At 35.5% G+C, this 20054-nt stretch carries 16 protein-coding genes and 1 pseudogene; 5 read left to right on the forward strand and 12 right to left on the reverse strand.

The window, feature by feature from the left end:
• On the reverse strand, positions 1-993 hold the full coding sequence (gene dhaK, locus HW423_RS00440; protein ID WP_218929993.1) for a dihydroxyacetone kinase subunit DhaK: 993 nt from the start codon (positions 991-993) through the stop codon (positions 1-3).
• Between the two features lie 196 nt (positions 994-1189).
• Between dhaK and HW423_RS00445 the strand changes: the two genes are divergently transcribed.
• Positions 1190-1948, forward strand: coding sequence for an NADPH-dependent oxidoreductase (locus tag HW423_RS00445; protein ID WP_218929994.1), 759 nt, complete (start codon positions 1190-1192; stop codon positions 1946-1948).
• A gap of 71 nt (positions 1949-2019) precedes the next feature.
• Here HW423_RS00445 and HW423_RS10980 read toward each other — a convergent pair whose 3' ends face one another.
• Both HW423_RS10980 and HW423_RS00455 read right to left on the reverse strand, forming a co-directional pair.
• A complete protein-coding gene (locus HW423_RS10980) occupies positions 2020-2358 on the reverse strand; it encodes a GyrI-like domain-containing protein (RefSeq protein WP_235956163.1) in 339 nt (112 codons plus the stop codon).
• A gap of 662 nt (positions 2359-3020) precedes the next feature.
• A complete protein-coding gene (locus HW423_RS00455; RefSeq protein WP_218929995.1) occupies positions 3021-3221 on the reverse strand; it encodes a cold-shock protein in 201 nt (66 codons plus the stop codon).
• Positions 3222-3564: 343 nt separating this feature from the next.
• Here HW423_RS00455 and HW423_RS00460 point away from each other — a divergent pair, with 343 nt between their 5' ends.
• From HW423_RS00460 to HW423_RS00475, 4 genes are all read left to right on the forward strand, one after another.
• Positions 3565-5205: a phosphoenolpyruvate carboxykinase (ATP) gene (locus HW423_RS00460; protein WP_218929996.1), complete on the forward strand. Its 1641-nt coding sequence runs from the start codon at positions 3565-3567 to the stop codon at positions 5203-5205.
• Between the two features lie 317 nt (positions 5206-5522).
• Positions 5523-7331, forward strand: a complete 1809-nt coding sequence (locus tag HW423_RS00465) for a muramidase family protein (protein ID WP_218929997.1) — start codon at positions 5523-5525, stop codon at positions 7329-7331.
• Between the two features lie 224 nt (positions 7332-7555).
• Positions 7556-7771, forward strand: a complete 216-nt coding sequence (locus HW423_RS00470; protein ID WP_218929998.1) for a nitroreductase family protein — start codon at positions 7556-7558, stop codon at positions 7769-7771.
• Positions 7772-7778: 7 nt separating this feature from the next.
• Positions 7779-8066, forward strand: coding sequence for a nitroreductase family protein (locus HW423_RS00475; RefSeq protein WP_218929999.1), 288 nt, complete (start codon positions 7779-7781; stop codon positions 8064-8066).
• Positions 8067-8152: 86 nt separating this feature from the next.
• On the opposite strand, the gene HW423_RS00480 is transcribed toward HW423_RS00475, so the two are convergent.
• The 9 genes and pseudogenes from HW423_RS00480 to HW423_RS00520 all read right to left on the reverse strand — a co-directional run bounded on the left by HW423_RS00480 (position 8153) and on the right by HW423_RS00520 (position 20048).
• On the reverse strand, positions 8153-8914 hold the full coding sequence (locus HW423_RS00480) for a VOC family protein (RefSeq protein ID WP_218930000.1): 762 nt from the start codon (positions 8912-8914) through the stop codon (positions 8153-8155).
• 173 nt (positions 8915-9087) lie between these two features.
• The gene (locus tag HW423_RS00485; RefSeq protein ID WP_235956165.1) at positions 9088-9675 is read right to left on the reverse strand and encodes an acetate uptake transporter; all 588 of its coding nucleotides are present in this window, start codon (positions 9673-9675) and stop codon (positions 9088-9090) included.
• 101 nt (positions 9676-9776) lie between these two features.
• On the reverse strand, positions 9777-11585 hold the full coding sequence (gene glmS, locus HW423_RS00490; protein WP_218930002.1) for a glutamine--fructose-6-phosphate transaminase (isomerizing): 1809 nt from the start codon (positions 11583-11585) through the stop codon (positions 9777-9779).
• Between the two features lie 386 nt (positions 11586-11971).
• Positions 11972-12469, reverse strand: coding sequence for a flavin reductase family protein (locus tag HW423_RS00495; RefSeq protein ID WP_218930003.1), 498 nt, complete (start codon positions 12467-12469; stop codon positions 11972-11974).
• A gap of 119 nt (positions 12470-12588) precedes the next feature.
• Positions 12589-13059: pseudogene (locus HW423_RS00500) on the reverse strand (phosphoribosyltransferase family protein); the annotation flags it as partial.
• Positions 13060-13450: 391 nt separating this feature from the next.
• Positions 13451-15400 carry a type I pullulanase gene (gene pulA, locus HW423_RS00505; protein ID WP_218930005.1) on the reverse strand — a complete coding sequence of 650 codons (1950 nt, stop codon included), beginning with the start codon at positions 15398-15400 and terminating at the stop codon, positions 13451-13453.
• 274 nt (positions 15401-15674) lie between these two features.
• Positions 15675-16226, reverse strand: a complete 552-nt coding sequence (locus tag HW423_RS00510) for a DUF402 domain-containing protein (RefSeq protein WP_138405463.1) — start codon at positions 16224-16226, stop codon at positions 15675-15677.
• Between the two features lie 337 nt (positions 16227-16563).
• Positions 16564-18318, reverse strand: a complete 1755-nt coding sequence (locus HW423_RS00515; protein ID WP_218930006.1) for an ABC transporter ATP-binding protein — start codon at positions 18316-18318, stop codon at positions 16564-16566.
• Positions 18318-20048, reverse strand: coding sequence for an ABC transporter ATP-binding protein (locus HW423_RS00520; RefSeq protein WP_218930007.1), 1731 nt, complete (start codon positions 20046-20048; stop codon positions 18318-18320). Before HW423_RS00520 ends, HW423_RS00515 begins: the two co-directional genes overlap by 1 nt.
• Between the last annotated feature and the right edge of the window lie 6 nt (positions 20049-20054).

A 20054-nucleotide genomic window follows, 5' to 3' on the forward strand; every position in this document is an offset into this window, starting at 1 on the left:
CTATTTCCAAGCAATTGTTTTCACTGGTGCATTTAATGCTTCTAACCATTTCTCGTCTTCGAACTTAATCACTGTTAATGAAAGTCCCTGCATCTCAAGAGACGTCATATTGTCGCCTACTTTTTTGAAGCGAACATCAATATTTTTATCTTCGAGTATTGCACGAACATCATTCATAAAGACATATTGTTCCATTAATGGCGTACCACCCATACCGTTAACGAAGACACCAATCGACTCATCCTCTTTAATCTCGAATGATTCTAATAATTTAGTAACTAGTTCTGTAGCTAAGTCTTTTGAAGGTTTTAGCTTCTCAGAACGATAGCCTGGCTCACCGTGTATACCAACACCATATTCAATCTCATCATCAGCTAAATTAAAGCTTGGCTTACCACCTTCAGGCGTTGTTGCCCCAGTTAAAGCGAGACCAATTGTATGAATATTTGGTACAAGTGCATCTGCTATTTCTTTGATTTCTGCTAAAGACTTCCCTTGATCAGCAAAGTAGCCAACTACCTTATGCACTAAAACTGTACCTGCTACCCCTCGCTTACCTTGAGTGTACAGTGAGTCTTCGACTCCAATATCATCATCTACAATAATTGTTTCTACTTCAATGTCTTCCATTTCAGCTAATTCTTGTGCCATTTCGAAGTTCATTACGTCTCCTGAGTAATTTTTGATTACTAAGAAAACTCCTGCACCTTCATCTGCTGCCTTAATTGCTTCTAGAATTTGATCTGGTGCTGGGGAAGTGAATACTGGACCACTTACCGCTGCTGATAACATACCCTCACCTACGAAACCTGCGTGCGATGGCTCATGACCTGCACCACCACCAGATACAACTGCCACTCGATTCTTTTTCTCAGAAGTACGGGCAATCACATCAAACCCAGATAATCTTTCTACAATCTCATTGTGTGCATATGCTAATCCCTCTAACATTTCATCAACAATTTGACTCGGATTATTCATAATTTTCTTCATGAAACGACACTCTCCTTATTCTTTTGATGTCTTAATCTTACTAGATGAAAACGCTTATAGCAATTATTTCAACCATTCTTGCTTATTAAAATAGTTTATGTAAGCCTTAAGGTGGACTTCTAAGCTTCGTAAAAGTTTTATGAAAATATTTGTGCTACGATTATTTCAATGTTTAGAAGAAAGAGGTCATAACCAAATGCAAAATTATACAACAAATCATCAATTAGAACACAGAACGATGCGCTTCTTTAAAGATAAGCCGGTTGATGACGACTTAAGAAATAATTTATTCACTATTATGAACCGAACAGCGACAAGTTCTGGAATGCAAACTTTTTCCGTGATTCGTATCACACACCAAGCGAAAAAGGATCAAATTGCTGAAGTTTGTAAACAAGCTTATGTAGCCGAAGCACCTGAATTATTAATCTTTGTGGTGGATACTTTCCGTATGAAGCAAATTGCTGAAGAGAAAGGTTATGAAGGTGAGAGTTACCGAACGATGGATGTCTTCTTCCAAGGTGTGGCGGATGCTTACTTAGCTGCCCAAAACATAACAAATGCTATTGAATCATACGATCTCGGTGCAGTTTACTTAGGGAGTATTCTAAATGACCCGCAAGAAATTATCGATATTTTAGAGCTACCTGAATTAACGTTCCCAATAGTAGGCATGTTGTTTGGTTATCCTGATGACAATCCTCAATTAAAGCCGAGAATGGACTTGAAATTTAAAGTTGGAAAAAATTCATATCCTTATGTGGCTAATATAACTACTGAACTGAAAGATTATGATGAAGAGATGTCGTATTATTATGATACCCGTGAAAAAAATCGCCGGTCTGATACATATACAGATCAACTAGTTCGTAAATTAAGCACACCGAATCCATTGCGTCAAAAATTGCTACAAGTTGTGGAGAAGCAAGGCTTTGATTTAATGGTTGATGAATAATTGGTACAAAAATAGCCCAGTCTTCCTGATTGATTGGAAGACTGGGCTATTAAAGTGTGAATTTGGTGGTTCTATTTTTCTTTGACTGCAAACCAAATTTCGCTATAAACGTTATCTTGGAAACGATCAAATTGTGTAAACGAAATTTCAGGCGCTTCGACTAATTCAAATTTCAATGATGGTAACCATTCAGAATATATCTTCGCCCATGTATCTTGCAATGTTTTAGGGAAAGGTCCTTTATTTGGAAATATTGCCCACGTATTTTTTTCCACATTTACTTGTTCTAAATCCTCAAAGGTATTGTCCTCTGTAGTTAAAAAGCCAATCATATGAGTGAGTTCCCCTTTTTCATCAAATCGTTTGTCATCAAAATTAAATGATGCGTTGACGACTTTATTTGGATACAATCCTTTTAGTTAGTGCATTTCTGCTTTTTGTTGTTTTGTAATGGAGTTGGCTAAATTGGCAATATGATTATTTTCGCCTTCAAATTGAATGGGTACTGTTGCTTTAACATCAACGATATTAAACGCTTCTTTATGTTTGATTTAAAATTTTATTGTTTCTCCTCCTCGAATATCTATATAGAATGTGAGTTTGGAATACGACTTTTAAATGTTATTCTTAATGACTTCGGAAGGAAGATAACCACTCGACTCCCGAAAAGATCTTGAAAAACCGTCCACGGATTGATAACCAAATCTTAATGCTACATCTGTAACATTTTCTTTTCGGTGAGTTGTTCATTAGCGAGTGTAAATTTTCGATTTTTTATATATTCGCCGATTGAAATACCTACAATGAATGAGAATGTTCTCTTAAATGAAAGGCGGACAAGCCGGCTTTTTTGCGAGATCGTCAACTTTTAAATCTCCTTCAATATGCAATTCTACATAGCCCATGATTTCATTAAAACTCTGTAACATCTTATTCCTCCTCACATCTATATAATAACGAGTATCTTTGGCTTCCACTTGATATTCCTAATACAAATAATGTCGCATTTAGGAAATTATTACAAAATAAAAAAGCAGCCTATTGGTAGGCTGCCCTGAATTTTTAATGTGAATTATAGTTTAACGATGTTAGTCGCTTGCTCTCCACGTTGTCCTTCTTCGATATCAAAAGAAACTTGTTGTCCTTCTTCTAAAGTTTTGAACCCTTCACCTTGGATAGCTGAGAAATGTGCGAAAACATCTCCACCATTTTCGCGTTCGATAAATCCGAAACCTTTGTCTGCGTTAAACCATTTAACTGTACCTGTATTCATAAAAAATTTCCTCCATGTGTGCTTTATGCACGTTGTATTTGCAATATATCGTTTTAAAATTGTTGGATTTAATCTAAAATGAATAAAAAGCCAATTAATTTGTTAACTAATAATACTACAATTAATACTATAACATTGGATCTAGAAAATGTAAAGCTTTTTAACAAAATAGTTTTAACTTTTTACAATTCTATGTCAGAGCTGATTTTTTAATTAAATAGTTGAAAACGCTTAACAAAAGACTTGAACAGGGATATAATAAATTTATATAGGAATGTTTTAATATTTTACGTTTCTTTATGTCAGCAATATTATTTAAATAAAATTTGAAAGGTTGGTAATTATGGGAACTATTAGGAATCACTCGACTGAAACTATTCGCAAAAGTAACCCGCACTTCTCTTCTTTAAAGACAACCGTTGAAACTGCCTTTTATTCAAATAATACACGAGAAATTACTTCTGTCAAAGATGCGTATGAATTGGCCAAAAATGCACCGCAAACAATTGTATTAGATGCCACGGTTAAACATGCTGAGGAATTAGATTTGCCGCAAGACGCAAATATTTTACTTATAAATGATGGTGCTACAGTAGGTAGAACCGCACAAGCCAGACGAATCGTGGGATTAGATTCAAAGGAAGATAAAGAACTCTTCCCTATTGTTCGTGAGGCGATTTACGATGCGGGCTTTAGACCCTTTATAAAAACGACCGGTATCGTTGGTTTGGATGAAGACTTTATGGTGCGCGCTCATATTACAATGCCAGAAAAAGAAAGTAATAATATGTATTCTTGGTTAATGAACTTCCAAATTTTAAATGAGTCGTATGCAAATCGTTACCAAAATTCTAAGGAATATGACGAGAATGATATTTATATCTTCTATGATCCTGATTGGACTCATCCTGATTATCCTCTGGGCTTGTCATATATTGACGCAGATCAAAATGCTGCCTGTATCTTAGGTATGAACTACTTTGGTGAAATTAAAAAAGGAACGTTAACGCTGGCTTGGGCATCTGCTCATCGTAATAACTACGTGGCTTGTCATGGTGGTTTAAAGAAATTTAAGTCAAAAGACATCGAAAATCATGTTGCTTCTTTCTTTGGACTGTCTGGTTCAGGGAAATCTACTTTAACTCATGCCAAACACGACGACAAATACGAAATCGAAGTCCTTCATGACGATGCATTTATTATTAGTACTGAAGACGGATCATCTGTCGCTTTAGAGCCATCATACTTTGATAAGACAAGTGACTACCCTACTGGACATGTGGAACAAGATTATTTTGTCACTGTTCAAAACGTTGGAGTTACATTAAATGAAAATAATGAACGTGTGCTTGTCACAGAAGATATTCGAAATGGGAATGGACGTACTGTGAAGTCTAGATATTCGACACCTAACCGGGTTGATAAGATTGAAGATCCAATTAATGCTATCTACTGGATTATGAAAGATGACGCATTACCACCTTTAATCAAAATAACGGATCCACTACTTGCATCAACATTTGGTTGTACTTTAGCTACAAAACGAACAAGTGCTGAGAACACAACAGATAGTTTAGACCAATTAGTTATTGAACCTTACGCAAATCCATTCCGGGCATATCCATTAGTTGAAGATTTTGACAAATTTAAGTCATTATTTGAAGACGGCGTAGATGCCTATATCATCAACACAGGCGAATTCCTTGGTGAAAAAGTAACTCCCGAAGACTCGCTCGGAGTTATCGAAGCAATTGTTAAAGGTAAAGCAGAGTTTGAAAACTTTGGATCAATTAAAAGTTTCGAGTTCCTTCCATTAGATAAGTTCCCTGTTCCATTCGATGATCCTGAATATACAAAATTATTAAAAGACAGAATGCAAGTTCGTTTAGACTACATTCAAAATTACAACAAAAAAAATCCTGAAGATAGCTTACCTGAAGAAATTACTCAAGCACTAAAAGAGTTAGTTGATTCATTAGGCTAGGATTTGAATACCCCCATTGTCATGAAATGACAATGGGGATTTTTTTGTTAATGGAACAGGTCATCAAATGACACGGGAAATTGGACGGTTAACAAGACGCGCCGTTCAGTGACATGGGAAATTAGATTGCTCATCATTCTTTTTCACTCAGCAAATACACTTTAAATTCTATTTTTTGTTAATATTTATGAATTATTTAAGAAGTTTAAGAATATTGTAAGAGTTTTCGTGTTTATCAATTGACATGGTCCTGTATTATAGTTAACATTAATGTAACACTTACGTAACAATAAGCTTTAAGAAAAGGAGCAATTGAAATGGAATTAGAAAGAAAAATTTTAACAACATCGATGAGCGCACTGGCGGTAGTAGCAGTACTAGGCATTGGTCCAATAGATGTTCAGGCTCAACAAGCAACTCATACTGTTGAGGCTGGGGAGTATTTATATAATATTGCTCCTCAATACGATGTGACCGTAGATGAATTGATTGAATGGAATAATTTATCCTCAAATGATTTACAAATTGGAGATCAATTAATTGTTCAATCTCCTAATGAGGAAAAGACTGCAGAAGAAACTTCTTCTGAAATAACTCAAGAAACGACATATAAAAAGACTGATAATACGGTTGATGAAACTCAAACGGTGCAACCTAGTTCGGAAAATGGTCATTATTATGTAGTTAAACCTGGGGATTACTTATATAAAATAGCAAATCGCTTTGGAATGACAACTGAAGATTTAATAGAAGCAAACAATCTTGTAAGTAATAATTTACAGATTGGAGATATCTTATTCATCCCTTCTGATTCTGTTGAAGATGACGATGAAGATAATGGTAACGAAGAAACACCATCTGAAACTTACTACACTGTTCAAGCAGGAGATTACTTATACAAAATCGCACAACAATTTGGAACAACTGTTGAAGCCATTAAAGATGCAAATGATTTAACTAACAACAACTTACAAATTGGCGATGTCTTACTTATCCCTGACGGATCTGAAGAAGACGCTGATGATGACGAAGAAACTCCGTCTGAAACTTACTACACAGTTCAAGCAGGAGATTACTTATACAAAATCGCACAACAATTCGGTACAACTGTAGAAGCCATTAAAGAAGCAAACGATTTAACTAACAATAACCTACAAATCGGGGATGTATTACTTATCCCTGACGGTTCTGAAGAAGATGATGATGACGACGAAGAAACTCCGTCTGAAACTTACTACACAGTTCAAGCAGGAGATTACTTATACAAAATCGCACAACAATTCGGTACAACTGTAGAAGCCATAAAAGAAGCAAACGATTTAACTAACAATAACCTACAAATCGGGGATGTATTAATTATCCCTGAGGGTTCTAAAGAAGATGATGATGACGACGAAGAAACTCCGTCTGAAACTTATTACATAGTTCAAGCAGGAGATTACTTATACAAAATCGCACAACAATTTGGAACTACCGTTGAAGCCATTAAATATGCAAATGATTTAACTAACAATAACCTACAAATCGGGGATGTATTAATTATCCCTAACGGATCTGAAGAAGTTGATGACGACGAAGAAATACCGTCTGAAACTTACTACACAGTTCAAGCAGGAGATTACTTATACAAAATCGCACAACAATTTGGAACTACCGTTGAAGCCATTAAACAAGCAAATGATTTAACTAACAACAACTTACAAATTGGCGATGTCTTACTTATCCCTGAGGGTTCTGAAGAAGACAATGATGACGACGAAGAAACTCCGTCTGAAACTTATTACACAGTTCAAGCAGGAGATTACTTATACAAAATCGCACAACAATTTGGAACTACCGTTGAAGCCATTAAATATGCAAATGATTTAACTAACAATAACCTACAAATCGGGGATGTATTACTTATCCCTAACGGATCTGAAGAAGATCCAGAAACACCTGAATTTGTTGCACCCAAACCTGGTGACCTAGCTTATATGCCTGGCATGACTTTAGTGGAAAAATATTTCCCAACAGTTAACAGTGCAGTAACTTATGCTGAAAAAAATTTTGATTATAATGAACACATAAATTATTTTGTGAATTACTTTAAAGGGAGTTTTGTTCTATACTTCCAACCTAAATAGTTTATAACAATGAAATACTCCCGAAATGGAGTATTTTTTTATTTAAATATAATATTATCCGTTCATTATAATACTAAAAAATCAATTCAAAAAAATTATGCGTAAGTTTTCAAAATTAGAAACGTATGAAATAAAGTTAACAAAACAGCTATAATAAGCTAATTTTAGATTTTATGTCGAATTCGAATTAATTATTTTCATTTAACATTCGAATATTGATATCTTTGATTCAAACACTTTTAACAAAAGAGGAAATTGTTAGTCGCATTCGCGAAGGAGCAAGAGAAATTCCTTCTGCAAGTAACAGCCAAACAACTCGTCTAGTTGTATTATTTGGCGAAGATATCGTTAAATTCTGGGACCATATCTTAGATGTTCAAAAAGATGTTATGCAAGGTACTATGTGGGATATGTTCTTGAGCGTTTATGGAAGGTGCTAAAGGCGCAGTGAGTACAATCTTATTCTTCGAAGACCGTGATGCAGTTAAAGCTGGTCTAGGTGAAGTTGTTCGTGCAGATACTTACAAACATCACAACGATGCAAATATGCAATTCTCAATGTGGGTTGCTTTAGCTGAATTAAACTTAGGAGCTAGCTTACCACATATGAATATTGGTTTTGAACAAGGCTTTGATAAATCATTTAAAGAAATATTAGACTTGCCTGCTTCATACGAAATGGTTGCACAAATGCCATTTGGTTCAATCGAAGGTACACCAGGCGAAAAAGAATAAATTGATGACGAAGTACGTGTGACTGTTATCGGTGAATAATCTACCAAACAAAAGGCGATTTCCCAAATTGGGAAATCGCCTTTTGTTTAACTCAACTCATACATTGCATTTTCTAATGCTTCAATATCGAGTTTTTTCATATTTAACATCGCTTGTGTGACCCGCCTCTGTTCTTCTGAACCATTTTTCATCAGTTCATATAACCTCACAGGTATTATTTGCCAATGGACACCAAATTGGTCTTTCACCCAACCACATTGCTCGAAGTCTGAATCATGGGATAGTTTATCCCAGTAATAATCGACTTCCGCTTGTGAACCGCACAGAATCATCAATGAATAAGCTTCATTGAAATTAAAGCCGCCGCCCATTCCATGATCCATCAATGTTAACTTTTGACCATTAATAGACAATTCACTATAATTTACTTTTGCGTGGCGATCATCGGCTTCGTCTTCATTATAATAAGATACCGCTTCGATTTCTGACTGGTTAAAAACTTCATGATAATAATTTAAAGCATCTTCTGCCTTACCACAACTCTCACCACTAAATAATAAATTTATCTTGAGCTTTTGATTTACCGCACTATTTTCATCAACCATAATTTGCCATGTCACACCGTACTTGTCTTGAACCCAGGCATAACGTTCACTATAAGGATAACTATCTAACGGCATTAGATCCACACCACCGACGGATAACTTCGCATATAAAGCATCAACTTCTTTAGCTGTATCCATCGAAACCATGATCGATATTGATGAGTTAAAATCAACGTGTTCACCACCATTAAATGCTTCTTCTGCTTCCTTATCAAACCATAGAGCTGAAATTAATTGTCTCATTACAATATGCTCCTTTAAAATTGACAAAGTGACTATCTGTTCAAAGTGTATAATGAATGAATGAGGATGTCTAGAGAAAGCCCTTTCATTATATTGTTCGAAATAATGCGAAAAAGGCTACCTTGAATCAGTAAATTACTGATCAAAAGTAGCCCAATTATAAACTTAATTACTTATTGTACTTCGCCAATTGGTAATACCACTTTACCATATGTTTCATTAATTACTTGTGCCATTGCTGCATAAATTGCAGTAAATCCACAAATAATTCCTTCATAACCTGCGATTGTTAAAATTAAAGTCGATCCGGTAAAGTTACCGATTGCCAATAAGAAGAATAAAAGTGTCAATGTTCCAAAGACTACTTGTAATGCTTTTGAGATGCGTAAAGTAGCGATAAACATAAACACTGTGAAGAAGCCCCACATAAATAAAAATGCAGCCATTGAAAGTGAATTAGCTGGTACTCCATATCCCATTTCTGGAAGGATGTTCAGAGCTGCTAAAGCCATCCAAAAGAATCCGTATGAAGTGAAAGCTGTCGTTCCAAATGTATTATTCTTCTTAAATTCCATAATACCCGCAACAACTTGTGCTAAGCCACCATAAAAAAGTCCCATAGCTAGGATCATTGAATCTAGCGGGAAGAAGCCTGCATTATGAATGTTTAACAGTATTGTTGTCATACCAAAGCCCATTAACCCTAAAGGTGCCGGGTTTGCAGTAATCTCACTAAATAAAACATTTTTTTCTTTTTCCAATTCCATATCTCCAGTACAATACAATATTTTACACACTGTCTCTTATTGTACCTATTATACTGGCCTTTAGCAATGATTATTAAGGTTTACTTAAATAAAGCTTATTCAACTGTTACACTTTTAGCAAGGTTACGTGGTTTATCCACATCTAGACCGCGACCTAAGGCTGTATAGTATGCAATCATCTGTGTTACAACCACCATAACTAGCGGTGCTAATAACTCGTTCAAGTTAGAAACAATGAATTGATCATCTTCTCTAGATAAAGCATGTGTTGAAATTACCATCGTATTCGCTCCACGAGCTTTTACTTCTTCGATATTACCGCGAGTATGAGCTGAAGTTAGTTCGCCACTAATCAAAGCAATGACTGGTGTACCTTCTTCGATTAAAGCAATGGTACCATGTTTTAATTCTCCTGAGGCAAATGCTTCAGTTTGGATATAAGAAATTTCTTTTAATTTCAAAGCCGCTTCCATCGCTACGTAATAATCTGCAGTACGTCCAATATAGAAAGCATTACGTGTTTCCATTAAGTTTGAGTCAACCCAAGTTTTTATATCATCGCGTTCTGATAAGATTGATTCCATTGCTGAAGCTGCTAGACCAATTTCTTTAGCCATATCAAACGATGCTTCTTCAGATTTTAATGCACGAAGCGCATCCGCTAAAATTGCCATCACTGTAATTTGAGCAGTATAAGCTTTTGTTGAAGCAACTGCAATTTCAGGCCCAGCATGAAGTAGTAAAGTATGACTTGCTTCACGTGAAAGTGTAGATCCTTTAACATTTGTAATTGTTAATGATGGATGACCTAATTCATTTACTTTCACTAAGGCCTGGCGACTATCTGCCGTCTCACCACTTTGAGTTAAGAAGATAAAGAACGGTTTTTCGCTTAGTAATGGAATATCGTAAGCAAATTCACTTGCTAAATGTACTTCAGTTGGGATTTTAGCTACTTTTTCCATGATGGCTTTACTTGCCCAACCCGCATTATAACTTGTACCTGCAGCGATAACGTACACACGGTCACTGTTTAACAAGTCATCTGTTAAATCTGTATCGATTTCAAACTCGTGCTGATCATTTTGATATTCTTGAACCAAACGGCGTAATACTGCAGGTTGTTCATCGATTTCTTTAATCATATAGAAAGGATAAGCACCTTTTTCTAAATCATTGGCATCTAATTCGGCAATATATGACTCACGCTCAATAACATTACCTTCAACGTCTTCGATGATTACGTTATCTTGAGTAATTGTGATCATTTCATTATCTTTAATTTCGATATACTCATTTGTATGTTCAATGGCTGCCATCGCATCTGAGACGATGACATTGAAGCCATCACCTTTACCAATCAATAAAGGACTTTTATTTTTAGCAGCATAAAGAACGTTTGGATCTAATTGATCTACTAAACCAAAAGCATACGAACCTTTGATCACTGATAGAGCTTTTTTAAAGGCTTCTTTCGTTGATAATTCTTCCGCTTCTACAAAATATTCAATTAAAGCAACCGCCACTTCAGTATCTGTATCAGAAGATAATTCAACACCTTGTAAATATTCTTCCTTAATCTCTTTATAATTCTCAATAACACCGTTATGAACAAGAACAAATCGTTGGTTGGCTGAGCGATGTGGATGAGCGTTATAAGTTGCTGCTGGTCCATGAGTAGCCCAACGTGTATGTCCAATTCCAACTACAGATTGTAAATCAAAGTTGACTTCGCTTTTTAATTTCGCAATGCGACCTTCTTCTTTAAATAGATGCCCATTGGCTTCTTTATCAACAACAAAAATTCCTGCTGAATCATATCCACGGTATTCTAATTTTTCTAAACCACCAATTAAAACTTCTTGTACGTTACCTTCTCCAATAAATCCTACAATTCCACACATTGATTTATTTCCTCTTTTCACCTAATTATTTTGCTTTTAGGTGTGTAAGTTAATCTCTGTACCAATATTTACACAATGGTTTTTATTAACTCTAAAGATTACACTACCTTGAACCATCCGCCGAAATCTCGATAAGTTCAATCCTCGTCACCTTATATTTAAGGCCTGGCGCTATCCTATATGTTTATACTCCTTTTAATTATTTTCTAAAAGCTATATTACTTTATCTTATAGAAGTCCATTTGTCAAAATAATTTTTATTTATTTAAGCTGATAACCTTAACTATATAGTATTAACAACATTGTAAATCGATTTAATTTCAGTCAATTAATTCAGATATAAACAAAAAAACTCGAGAAACTTTTAAGCAACTCGAGGTGTCTATCTATATATTTCCATGAAATGTAAGTGGTAATGGTCCGACTCTTCTTTGGTGGTATAGCAATGGATTTTGAATATTTGTTGTGATGTGCTTGACGCTTCCAGTAATAATCGCATGGTCGCCCGCCACTATTGTTTCAAAGGTATCGCATTCAAACGTCGCATAAGCGCCTTCAATAATAGGTAAGCCACTTTCTGATAAACTCCACTCAATCTGTTCGAAGCGATCAATATCTTTGCGCGAAAAAGTATTTACAAGTTCCAGTTGGCTTCCAGCTAATAAATGAACCGCAAATTGCTTGCTATGATTGAATATATCATAAGATGATGACTTATTACCGATTGACCATAATACTAATAGCGGGTCTATCGAAAGTGATGTGAAAGAGTTAGCAGCAATGCCCACAGGGAGTCCTTCATCATTTGTCGTCGTAACAATCACAACGCCTGAGGGGTAATTTGCCATTGCATCTTTAAATAACTGAACTGTATTATCTTCCAACTTTGTACCTCCCTTTTTATTTATTAAATCGTTTCCAGGTCAATCTAACATATATTGGAATGTTTGTAAACAAAAACAATCCTCCCTAAATTTAAGGGGGTGCGCGTTAAATAATCGGATTATTTTTTTACTAGTAAATGTTGGACATTATAACCATCAAATTGCGGAAAGTTATCATAGTAGGCACTAACTGAGCCTAAAAATGCTTCTGGAATTTGTACGAAGTAAATATTATCCTCGACTTTTTCCAGAGCTTTAAATGTGTCTTCAGGAATAATCGGAACCGCCGCACTATTACTTAATGGTTTTTTAGAGCAGACAGACTCGATTGACGCAAACATTGTATGCCTAGTCGCTATTCCATTGTCAACTAGGATAACATATTTATCGTCATTCATAAGTGGTTCGCCACCTTCTGCTATCGCTCCAATTGCAAATTCAGAGTTCATTTGGTGGCCTATCTTTTTGGCTAAGATGACATCTAATGGAATATTAAATTCATCGGCTATTGTCAGCCCTAATGGTACTCCACCACGTGGCATCGCCAATACTATTGCATTTTTTGAAGGTTTCACCCTTATCTTTTCTGTTAATTGCTTTGCGCATCTTCTGTATCAATGAATCGAATCATCTATCCCCTTTCTTGAATAACTCACAAATACTTTTCTAAAGATATCGCCTACAATTCTGTAATAGCAATATAACGCCTGGTTATTATCTTTATCCACTGTCACATAAAATATGTTTATGAATACTTAAAATATACCATAGTATCAGTATATTTCGTGATAATATTAAAAAAGTTCAATTACTTACGCTTTCGAATCCATCTCTTTTAAAAACACGAACACTCTTTAGTAAAAAGATATAACAACTGACGTTATCGATTCTTCATGAGTCATAAATACTGCACAAAAAACCACTATATTTTTTGCATAGATATATCTAACAAATGTAGTGGTCTGTTCTATAAATGAGTGATTAGTCGAATTTCTTTAAGACTAAAGTGGTGTAAGAATCGATAAGTACATTATCAATTTCGCCTGTTAAATTGTTATCATCTAGATAAACGCGGCGATTATTCACTTTTTTAATATACTCACCTTTTTTAACTGGAACATTTAACATATTTCCTTGAGCATTGAATGTTACAAACAGCTTATAACCGTCACCTCTATAAGTCAATTGAACAATTTGGTAATCTGCTCTAGTTACTTCAATTCTTTCTTTAATCTCTTCATAAGTTGATAAATGGAATAAAGGTTCTTGGTTTCTTAATTTAATAAGATTTTTAACTAACTCGACTGACTCACGATACTCATCTTGTCTTAACCAATCAAGTTTGTTAATTGCATCTGGTTTATTGTAGCTATCTCGGATACCATTTTTCGTTCTGAGAAACTCCTGTCCCGCATGAATGAAAGGTATTCCTTGTGATAACAGAATAATTGTCGTCGCTAATTCATGGCGTTTCGTAATAGTGTTCTCATCTAAATTCGGATCCGCTGCTCTTAATTTATCATACAAGGTGAAGTTGTCATGCGCTTCAACATATTGTATCACTTGTTGAGGATCGTTGTATGAACCAAAGTCAACACCGGCCAAGACATTTTGAGCAACTTGTTGTTCCATATGCCAAGCTCCATTAATAAAGCCTCGAGCGGTTGCTTCGAAGTCATTTCCTTTTAATGCTTCTCTTAAGCCATCGTTAAATTGCCCGACTCTTGGCATTAATACTGCATTATTATGATTGGCTACCATATTTTCACTTAAGGGTGTGTATAAATCCCAGCCCTCACCGAAAAGTAAGATACTTGGATCAATTTCATCCAATGCTTTTCGCACGGTATTCATAGTGGTTGTGTCATGGATTCCCATTAAGTCAAACCGGAAACCATCGATATGATATTCTTTAGCCCAATAAGATACACTGTCAACAATGTACTTGCGCATCATATAACGTTCTGAAGCTGTATCGTTTCCGACACCCGTTCCATTCGTAAACTGTCCAACGTCATTATATCGGAAAAAGTAACCCGGTACAGTGAGATGAAAACTATGGTTGTCCACTTCATATACGTGATTATAAACAACATCCATAATCACTCGCAAGCCCGCATCATGAAAGGCTTGTATCATTTGTTTCATTTCTTTAATTCGTGTAAATGGATCATAAGGATTGGTTGAATAAGATCCCTCTGGTGCACCATAATTTTGTGGGTCGTAACCCCAATTATATTCGCGTGGCTTTTCGACGGTCTCATCTACGGTTTGGTAATCAAATAAAGGTAAAAACTCCACATGAGTCACACCTAATTCTTTTAAGTAGTCGATACCAGTTGATGAGCCGTTGGGATTCGTTGCATTCTCTTCAATAGCCCCAAGAAATTTTCCTTTATGAGTGACACCGCTATCCGAGTCTACTGTGAAGTCGCGCAAATGCAGTTCATAAATCACTGCTTTACTAATATCATCCATCTCGGGCATTCTCTCCCCCCAGTTATCAGGATTCGTTCTGTCCAAATCAACAACAACTGAGCGTTGGCCATTGACAGTCACAGCTCTCGCATATGGATCATTTGACGTATTTACTCTTCCATCAAAAAATATTAACCGGTAACGATACGTTAGACCATGATTATCCCCTTCAATTGTATGGGTAAATATCTTATCATCGTTAGACCGCGCCATTACGATATTTTCTTTTAATACACCATAATGACCATCATAAATTAAAATTTCAACTTGAGATGCGGTTGGAGCCCATAATTTGAATTCAGTTTTGTCTTTACTATAAATTGCGCCGAGTTTTCCTGGATAATAGTTCCTTTCAACAAAGACTGAATCATGACTAATTTGATTTATAATTGTAGTTAAATAATTATAATCATATTTTATTTCACTTTGAGACGTTGGATTATATTGTTTCATTAAATTACTCCTATAATTTCTTTCTTATCAGGCAAAAGTTTCAGTTGGTTTAATTCATCTCAATTATCTTAATTTATGTTAGTTTGTGGGTGATTTTTGGGCGATATATTTTTAATCATAGTTAGTATATAATACACAAAATATAAATTCTGTCAAAACAAAGACCTCTTAAAAGATAGTTATCTTCTAAGAGGCTCAGTATCGTGGGATATCATCGCATATCGCTCTTTCAATGGCGATTCAATAATCTCCCGTTAAGCGAATTCACTACTATTTAGTTATTATTTATTTTGTTGCGATGTGTTAGTTGACAATAACGTTCATACCAAATATCAATAAATTCTTGAGAGAATGGTCCGCGACCTTCGTCAATCCATCTCACTAATTCTTGTATTTGGTATTTGATAATGCGATCTATCTCATCTGAATAATGATACCGACGCCCATGTATTTCATATTCATCTAAATCCAATAAACGTTTCTCCCCATCTGGAAAAACTTTGATATCTAAATCATAATCAATATATTTCAAGGCTTCGTTATCCATCACATATGGTGAGGCTAAGTTACAGTAATATGTAACACCTCGTTTACGTAACATTGCGATGATATTGAACCAAAAATGCTTATGATAGTAGACGAGTGCAACTTCACGTGTAACCCATCTACGCCCATCTGATTCGACAACCAATGTATGATCATTACAACCAATAATTGATTGCTCACTAGTTTTTAAGACCATATTATCGCGCCATGTCCTGTGCAACGATCCATCGTGTTTATAACTTTTAATAGTGATGAATTCACCTTCTTTCGGTTGTTTCATCACTTAACCCACTTTCAATATAATATAATACGTTCCAGTCTATCGACTGTATGGTTATTCTCGATTATTATAACATAATACTTACACTTGTGTTACAAAATGATTTAAGTATTGACGTTTTATATAAAAAGTTGATTTGATTTATAATTTATCACTGTAGTCACTGCTTTATTGATTGGTAATTTTGGTTTAGTATGTTAATTTCCCTTGTCACCTCATGACATGTCCTGTTAACCCAGAAATCCGCATTCGTCTCCCTCACGACGCACACCCAACTACCACACCCATCAAAAAAAACTTACTACATATGATTTCTCATACATAGTAAGGTTTATTTTTATTGCTCGGGCGAGCGAGATGATTGCATTGTATAATACAAGCCGCGTGCCTTCATTAAGGTATCGTGGTTTCCTTGTTCAACGATGGAACCATCTTTCATAACTAATATCATATCCGCATTCATGATTGTTGATAAGCGGTGGGCGATAATAAAACTCGTGCGCCCTCTCATCAAGCGATCAAACGCTTCTTGAATTAGAATTTCCGTTCTTGTATCAATAGACGACGTTGCTTCATCTAGAATTAACATTGTCGGAATTGAAACAAAAATTCGCGCGATTGATAGTAACTGTTGTTGGCCCGTTGATAACCCAGCACCACCACTTGTTAAGATTGTGTCATATCCATCTGGTAACAATTCAATGAAACGATGGGCGTGAGCTGCTTTGGCTGCTTTCACGACTTCAGCTCGAGAAGCAGTTGGGTGACCGTAGGCGATATTGTCGTGAATTGTTCCACCTTTTAGCCAAGTTTCTTGTAGTACCATCCCAAATTGCTTTCTAACGGATTCGCGAGTAAAGTCGGTAATTGGTTCATTATCAATTAAAATTTGTCCTTGATCTAAGTCATAAAAACGCATCAGTAAATTAATTAAAGTTGATTTACCTGCGCCCGTTGGTCCAACAATTGCCACCGTATCACCTGCTTTAACTGATAAAGTCAGGTCAGTAATTAACTCTTTATCTTTTGTATAGCTAAATGAAGCACGATTAAAGTTTACTTTTCCATCGACATTACTTGAATCAATCAATCTATGTCCAGTTTCTACCTCTTCTGACTGATCGATAATTGTATATAGTCGATCCGCACAAGCCAGAGCACTTTGAATTTCCGCGAGCACATTTGAAATGTCGTTAAATGGCTTCGTATATTGGTTCGCATAATTTAAAAATGTCGTTAATTCCCCTACAGTGAATGTTCCATTTACAATTCGAACGGCTCCTAAAAAAGTTAACGCTGCGTATATCAAAGCATTAATAAAACGCGTTCCTGGGTTAATTGTCGACGAGTAAAAAATTGCCCATTTAGACTTTTCACTATAATCAGCATTGAGTTTAGTAAAAATTTCCGTCGCTTCTTCTTGAGAATTAAACAACCTAACAATATCAGCTTGTTGAATATTTTCCTCGATAAAATCCGCCTGTTCCCCACGTGCCTTCGTTTGTTGTCGGAAGAGCGAGTAACTTTTCTTAGCAATAAAGCGGGAGATGAATAACGAAATCGGCGTTAACACAACAACAAGTAACATCATGGTTAAATCAAGTTGTGCCATCGTAAAGATGGTGATGAAAATAGTTAAAATTCCAATAAAGAATTGGTTGAATATCATTATCAATCCGTCACCTAATTGCTCGGTATCTGTTGTAACTCGACTCACCAAATCTCCGGTACTGCGTTGATCTATAAAATTTAATGACAATGAGTGAACTTTTTCAAGCACTCGGTTACGAAGCGATTCAATTACTTCATATGTAATTTTGTTGAATAAAATTGGATTAACCCATTGAACAATCGCATTGAGTCCAATCACAATCCCCATATTCATAAGGGTTTGTAACAAGACATCAAAGTTCACTTGTCCTTCACCAATCGTCTGGTTCACGGCTTGTCCAATTAAAATTGGGAGGTAAACAGTCAATCCTACTTGGATAACTGTTGATATTAACGATAGAACAACAAGCAATTTGTGTCCTGATAAATCAGAGAATAATCGATTCAAAATACTCGAACTGCTCTTATTAGTGTTCTCCATTATCTACTACCTCCTTCACATTTTGCGATTGGTAAAATCTCTTGGTACACGGGGTTATTTGCTAGTAACTCATCGTGGGTAGCATAACCAATTTGACTTCCTTCTTCTAAGACCACGATATTATTAGCTTGTTGTAAACTATGTGTTCTTTGAGAAATCATTATAATCGTACGGTCGTTATACTTTTCTTTCAATGTTTTTTGAAAATTTGCTTCAGTAACATAATCCAATGCACTTGTTGAATCATCAAAGATTAATAATGATGACGGTTTAATTAGTGATCGTGCAATCGTTAGACGTTGTCTTTGACCACCAGAGAAATTACGTCCAAAAGTAGCGACTTCTTTATCTAAACCTTCTGGATATGAGCGAACAAAGTCCAATGCTTGCGCATCTTCTAGTGCTTGCCACATCATCTTTTCCGTCGCTTCAGGATTTCCTAATAATAAGTTACTTCGAATTGTTCCTTTAAATAAGGCTACATTACTTGGAACAACACTTATATTCTCTCTTAAGGCACGTCTTGAATCCGTATTAAAGTATTCTTCTTGGAAGAAAACGCCACCCTCTTGGGCATCGTAAGTTTTTGTAATTAATTGAAGTAAGGTTGATTTACCAGAACCAGTACTACCGATAATCCCAACAAAATCGCCCTCTTTAATTGAGAAATCAATATTTGATAGCGATGGTTTCGTTGCATTCGGGTATGTAAAAGTCACATCTTGAAAACTTAAAACTGTATGCTTCTCTTCATTTTGCTGGCTACTATTCTCAAACTCTTCAGATTCTAGTGGTTGTTCAAAGACAGTCACTACACGTTTAGCACTTGAGTATGCTCGATTTAATTGTGTAATGACTAATGCAATCTTCACTAATTCCACTAAGATAGCTAATAAATAATTCACTAAAGCGACTAGCTGACCTTGGGTCAATGATCCGGAATTAATAAAATTACCACCTTGCCAAAGGACAATAATTAAAGCAACATTCACCACTATATAAGTGAGTGGATTAGTGAAGGCATTAATGAAACCTACACGTATTTGGTCTGTAGTGACGTTTTTATTTTGAGCTTTAAATTCATTCACTTCACGGTCTTTTTGTTGAAAAGCGCGGATTACTCGCATGCCCTTCATTTGTTCTTGTGTTAATGTCACTAACAAATCAAATTGCTCTCGTATTTGTGTATATAATGGATTTGCTAAATAAATAATGGCACCTACTACAACAAATAAAATGGCAATCATAGCTAAAAATATAAGTGTCATTCGTCCATCAATTTGTGCGGCCATAATTAAAGAACCGAATACAATAAAAGGTGAACGAAGGAATAAGCGGAAAAATGTATTCAATCCACTTTGAATTTTGAACGTATCACTTGTTAATCGAGTGACGATACTCCCTGGAGAAATCGTTCCATACACTTCTTTTGGTAATTGTAAAACAAATTCAAATAAATCATTGGTTAAATTTTCAGCAAAACCTACAGCTGCTTTTGCTGATAGAAACTGTGCTGTAATTGAAAAGGCTAGTCCTGCTGCAGCAATACCAAACATCACCAAAATATATTTGATTATATTCGTCACATCTCCTGTTGGAATGGCAACGTCAATAATTAATGCTACAATCATTGGGACTAGCAATTCTAAAACTGCTTCGACTAACTTCATTAAAGGTCCGAAGATACTACTAAGCCTGTGGCCTTCAAAATATCTAAATAATCTACTCATATTATT

Source organism: Ruoffia halotolerans (genome assembly GCF_014049385.1).
Classification (GTDB): Bacteria; Bacillota; Bacilli; order Lactobacillales; family Aerococcaceae; genus Ruoffia; species Ruoffia halotolerans.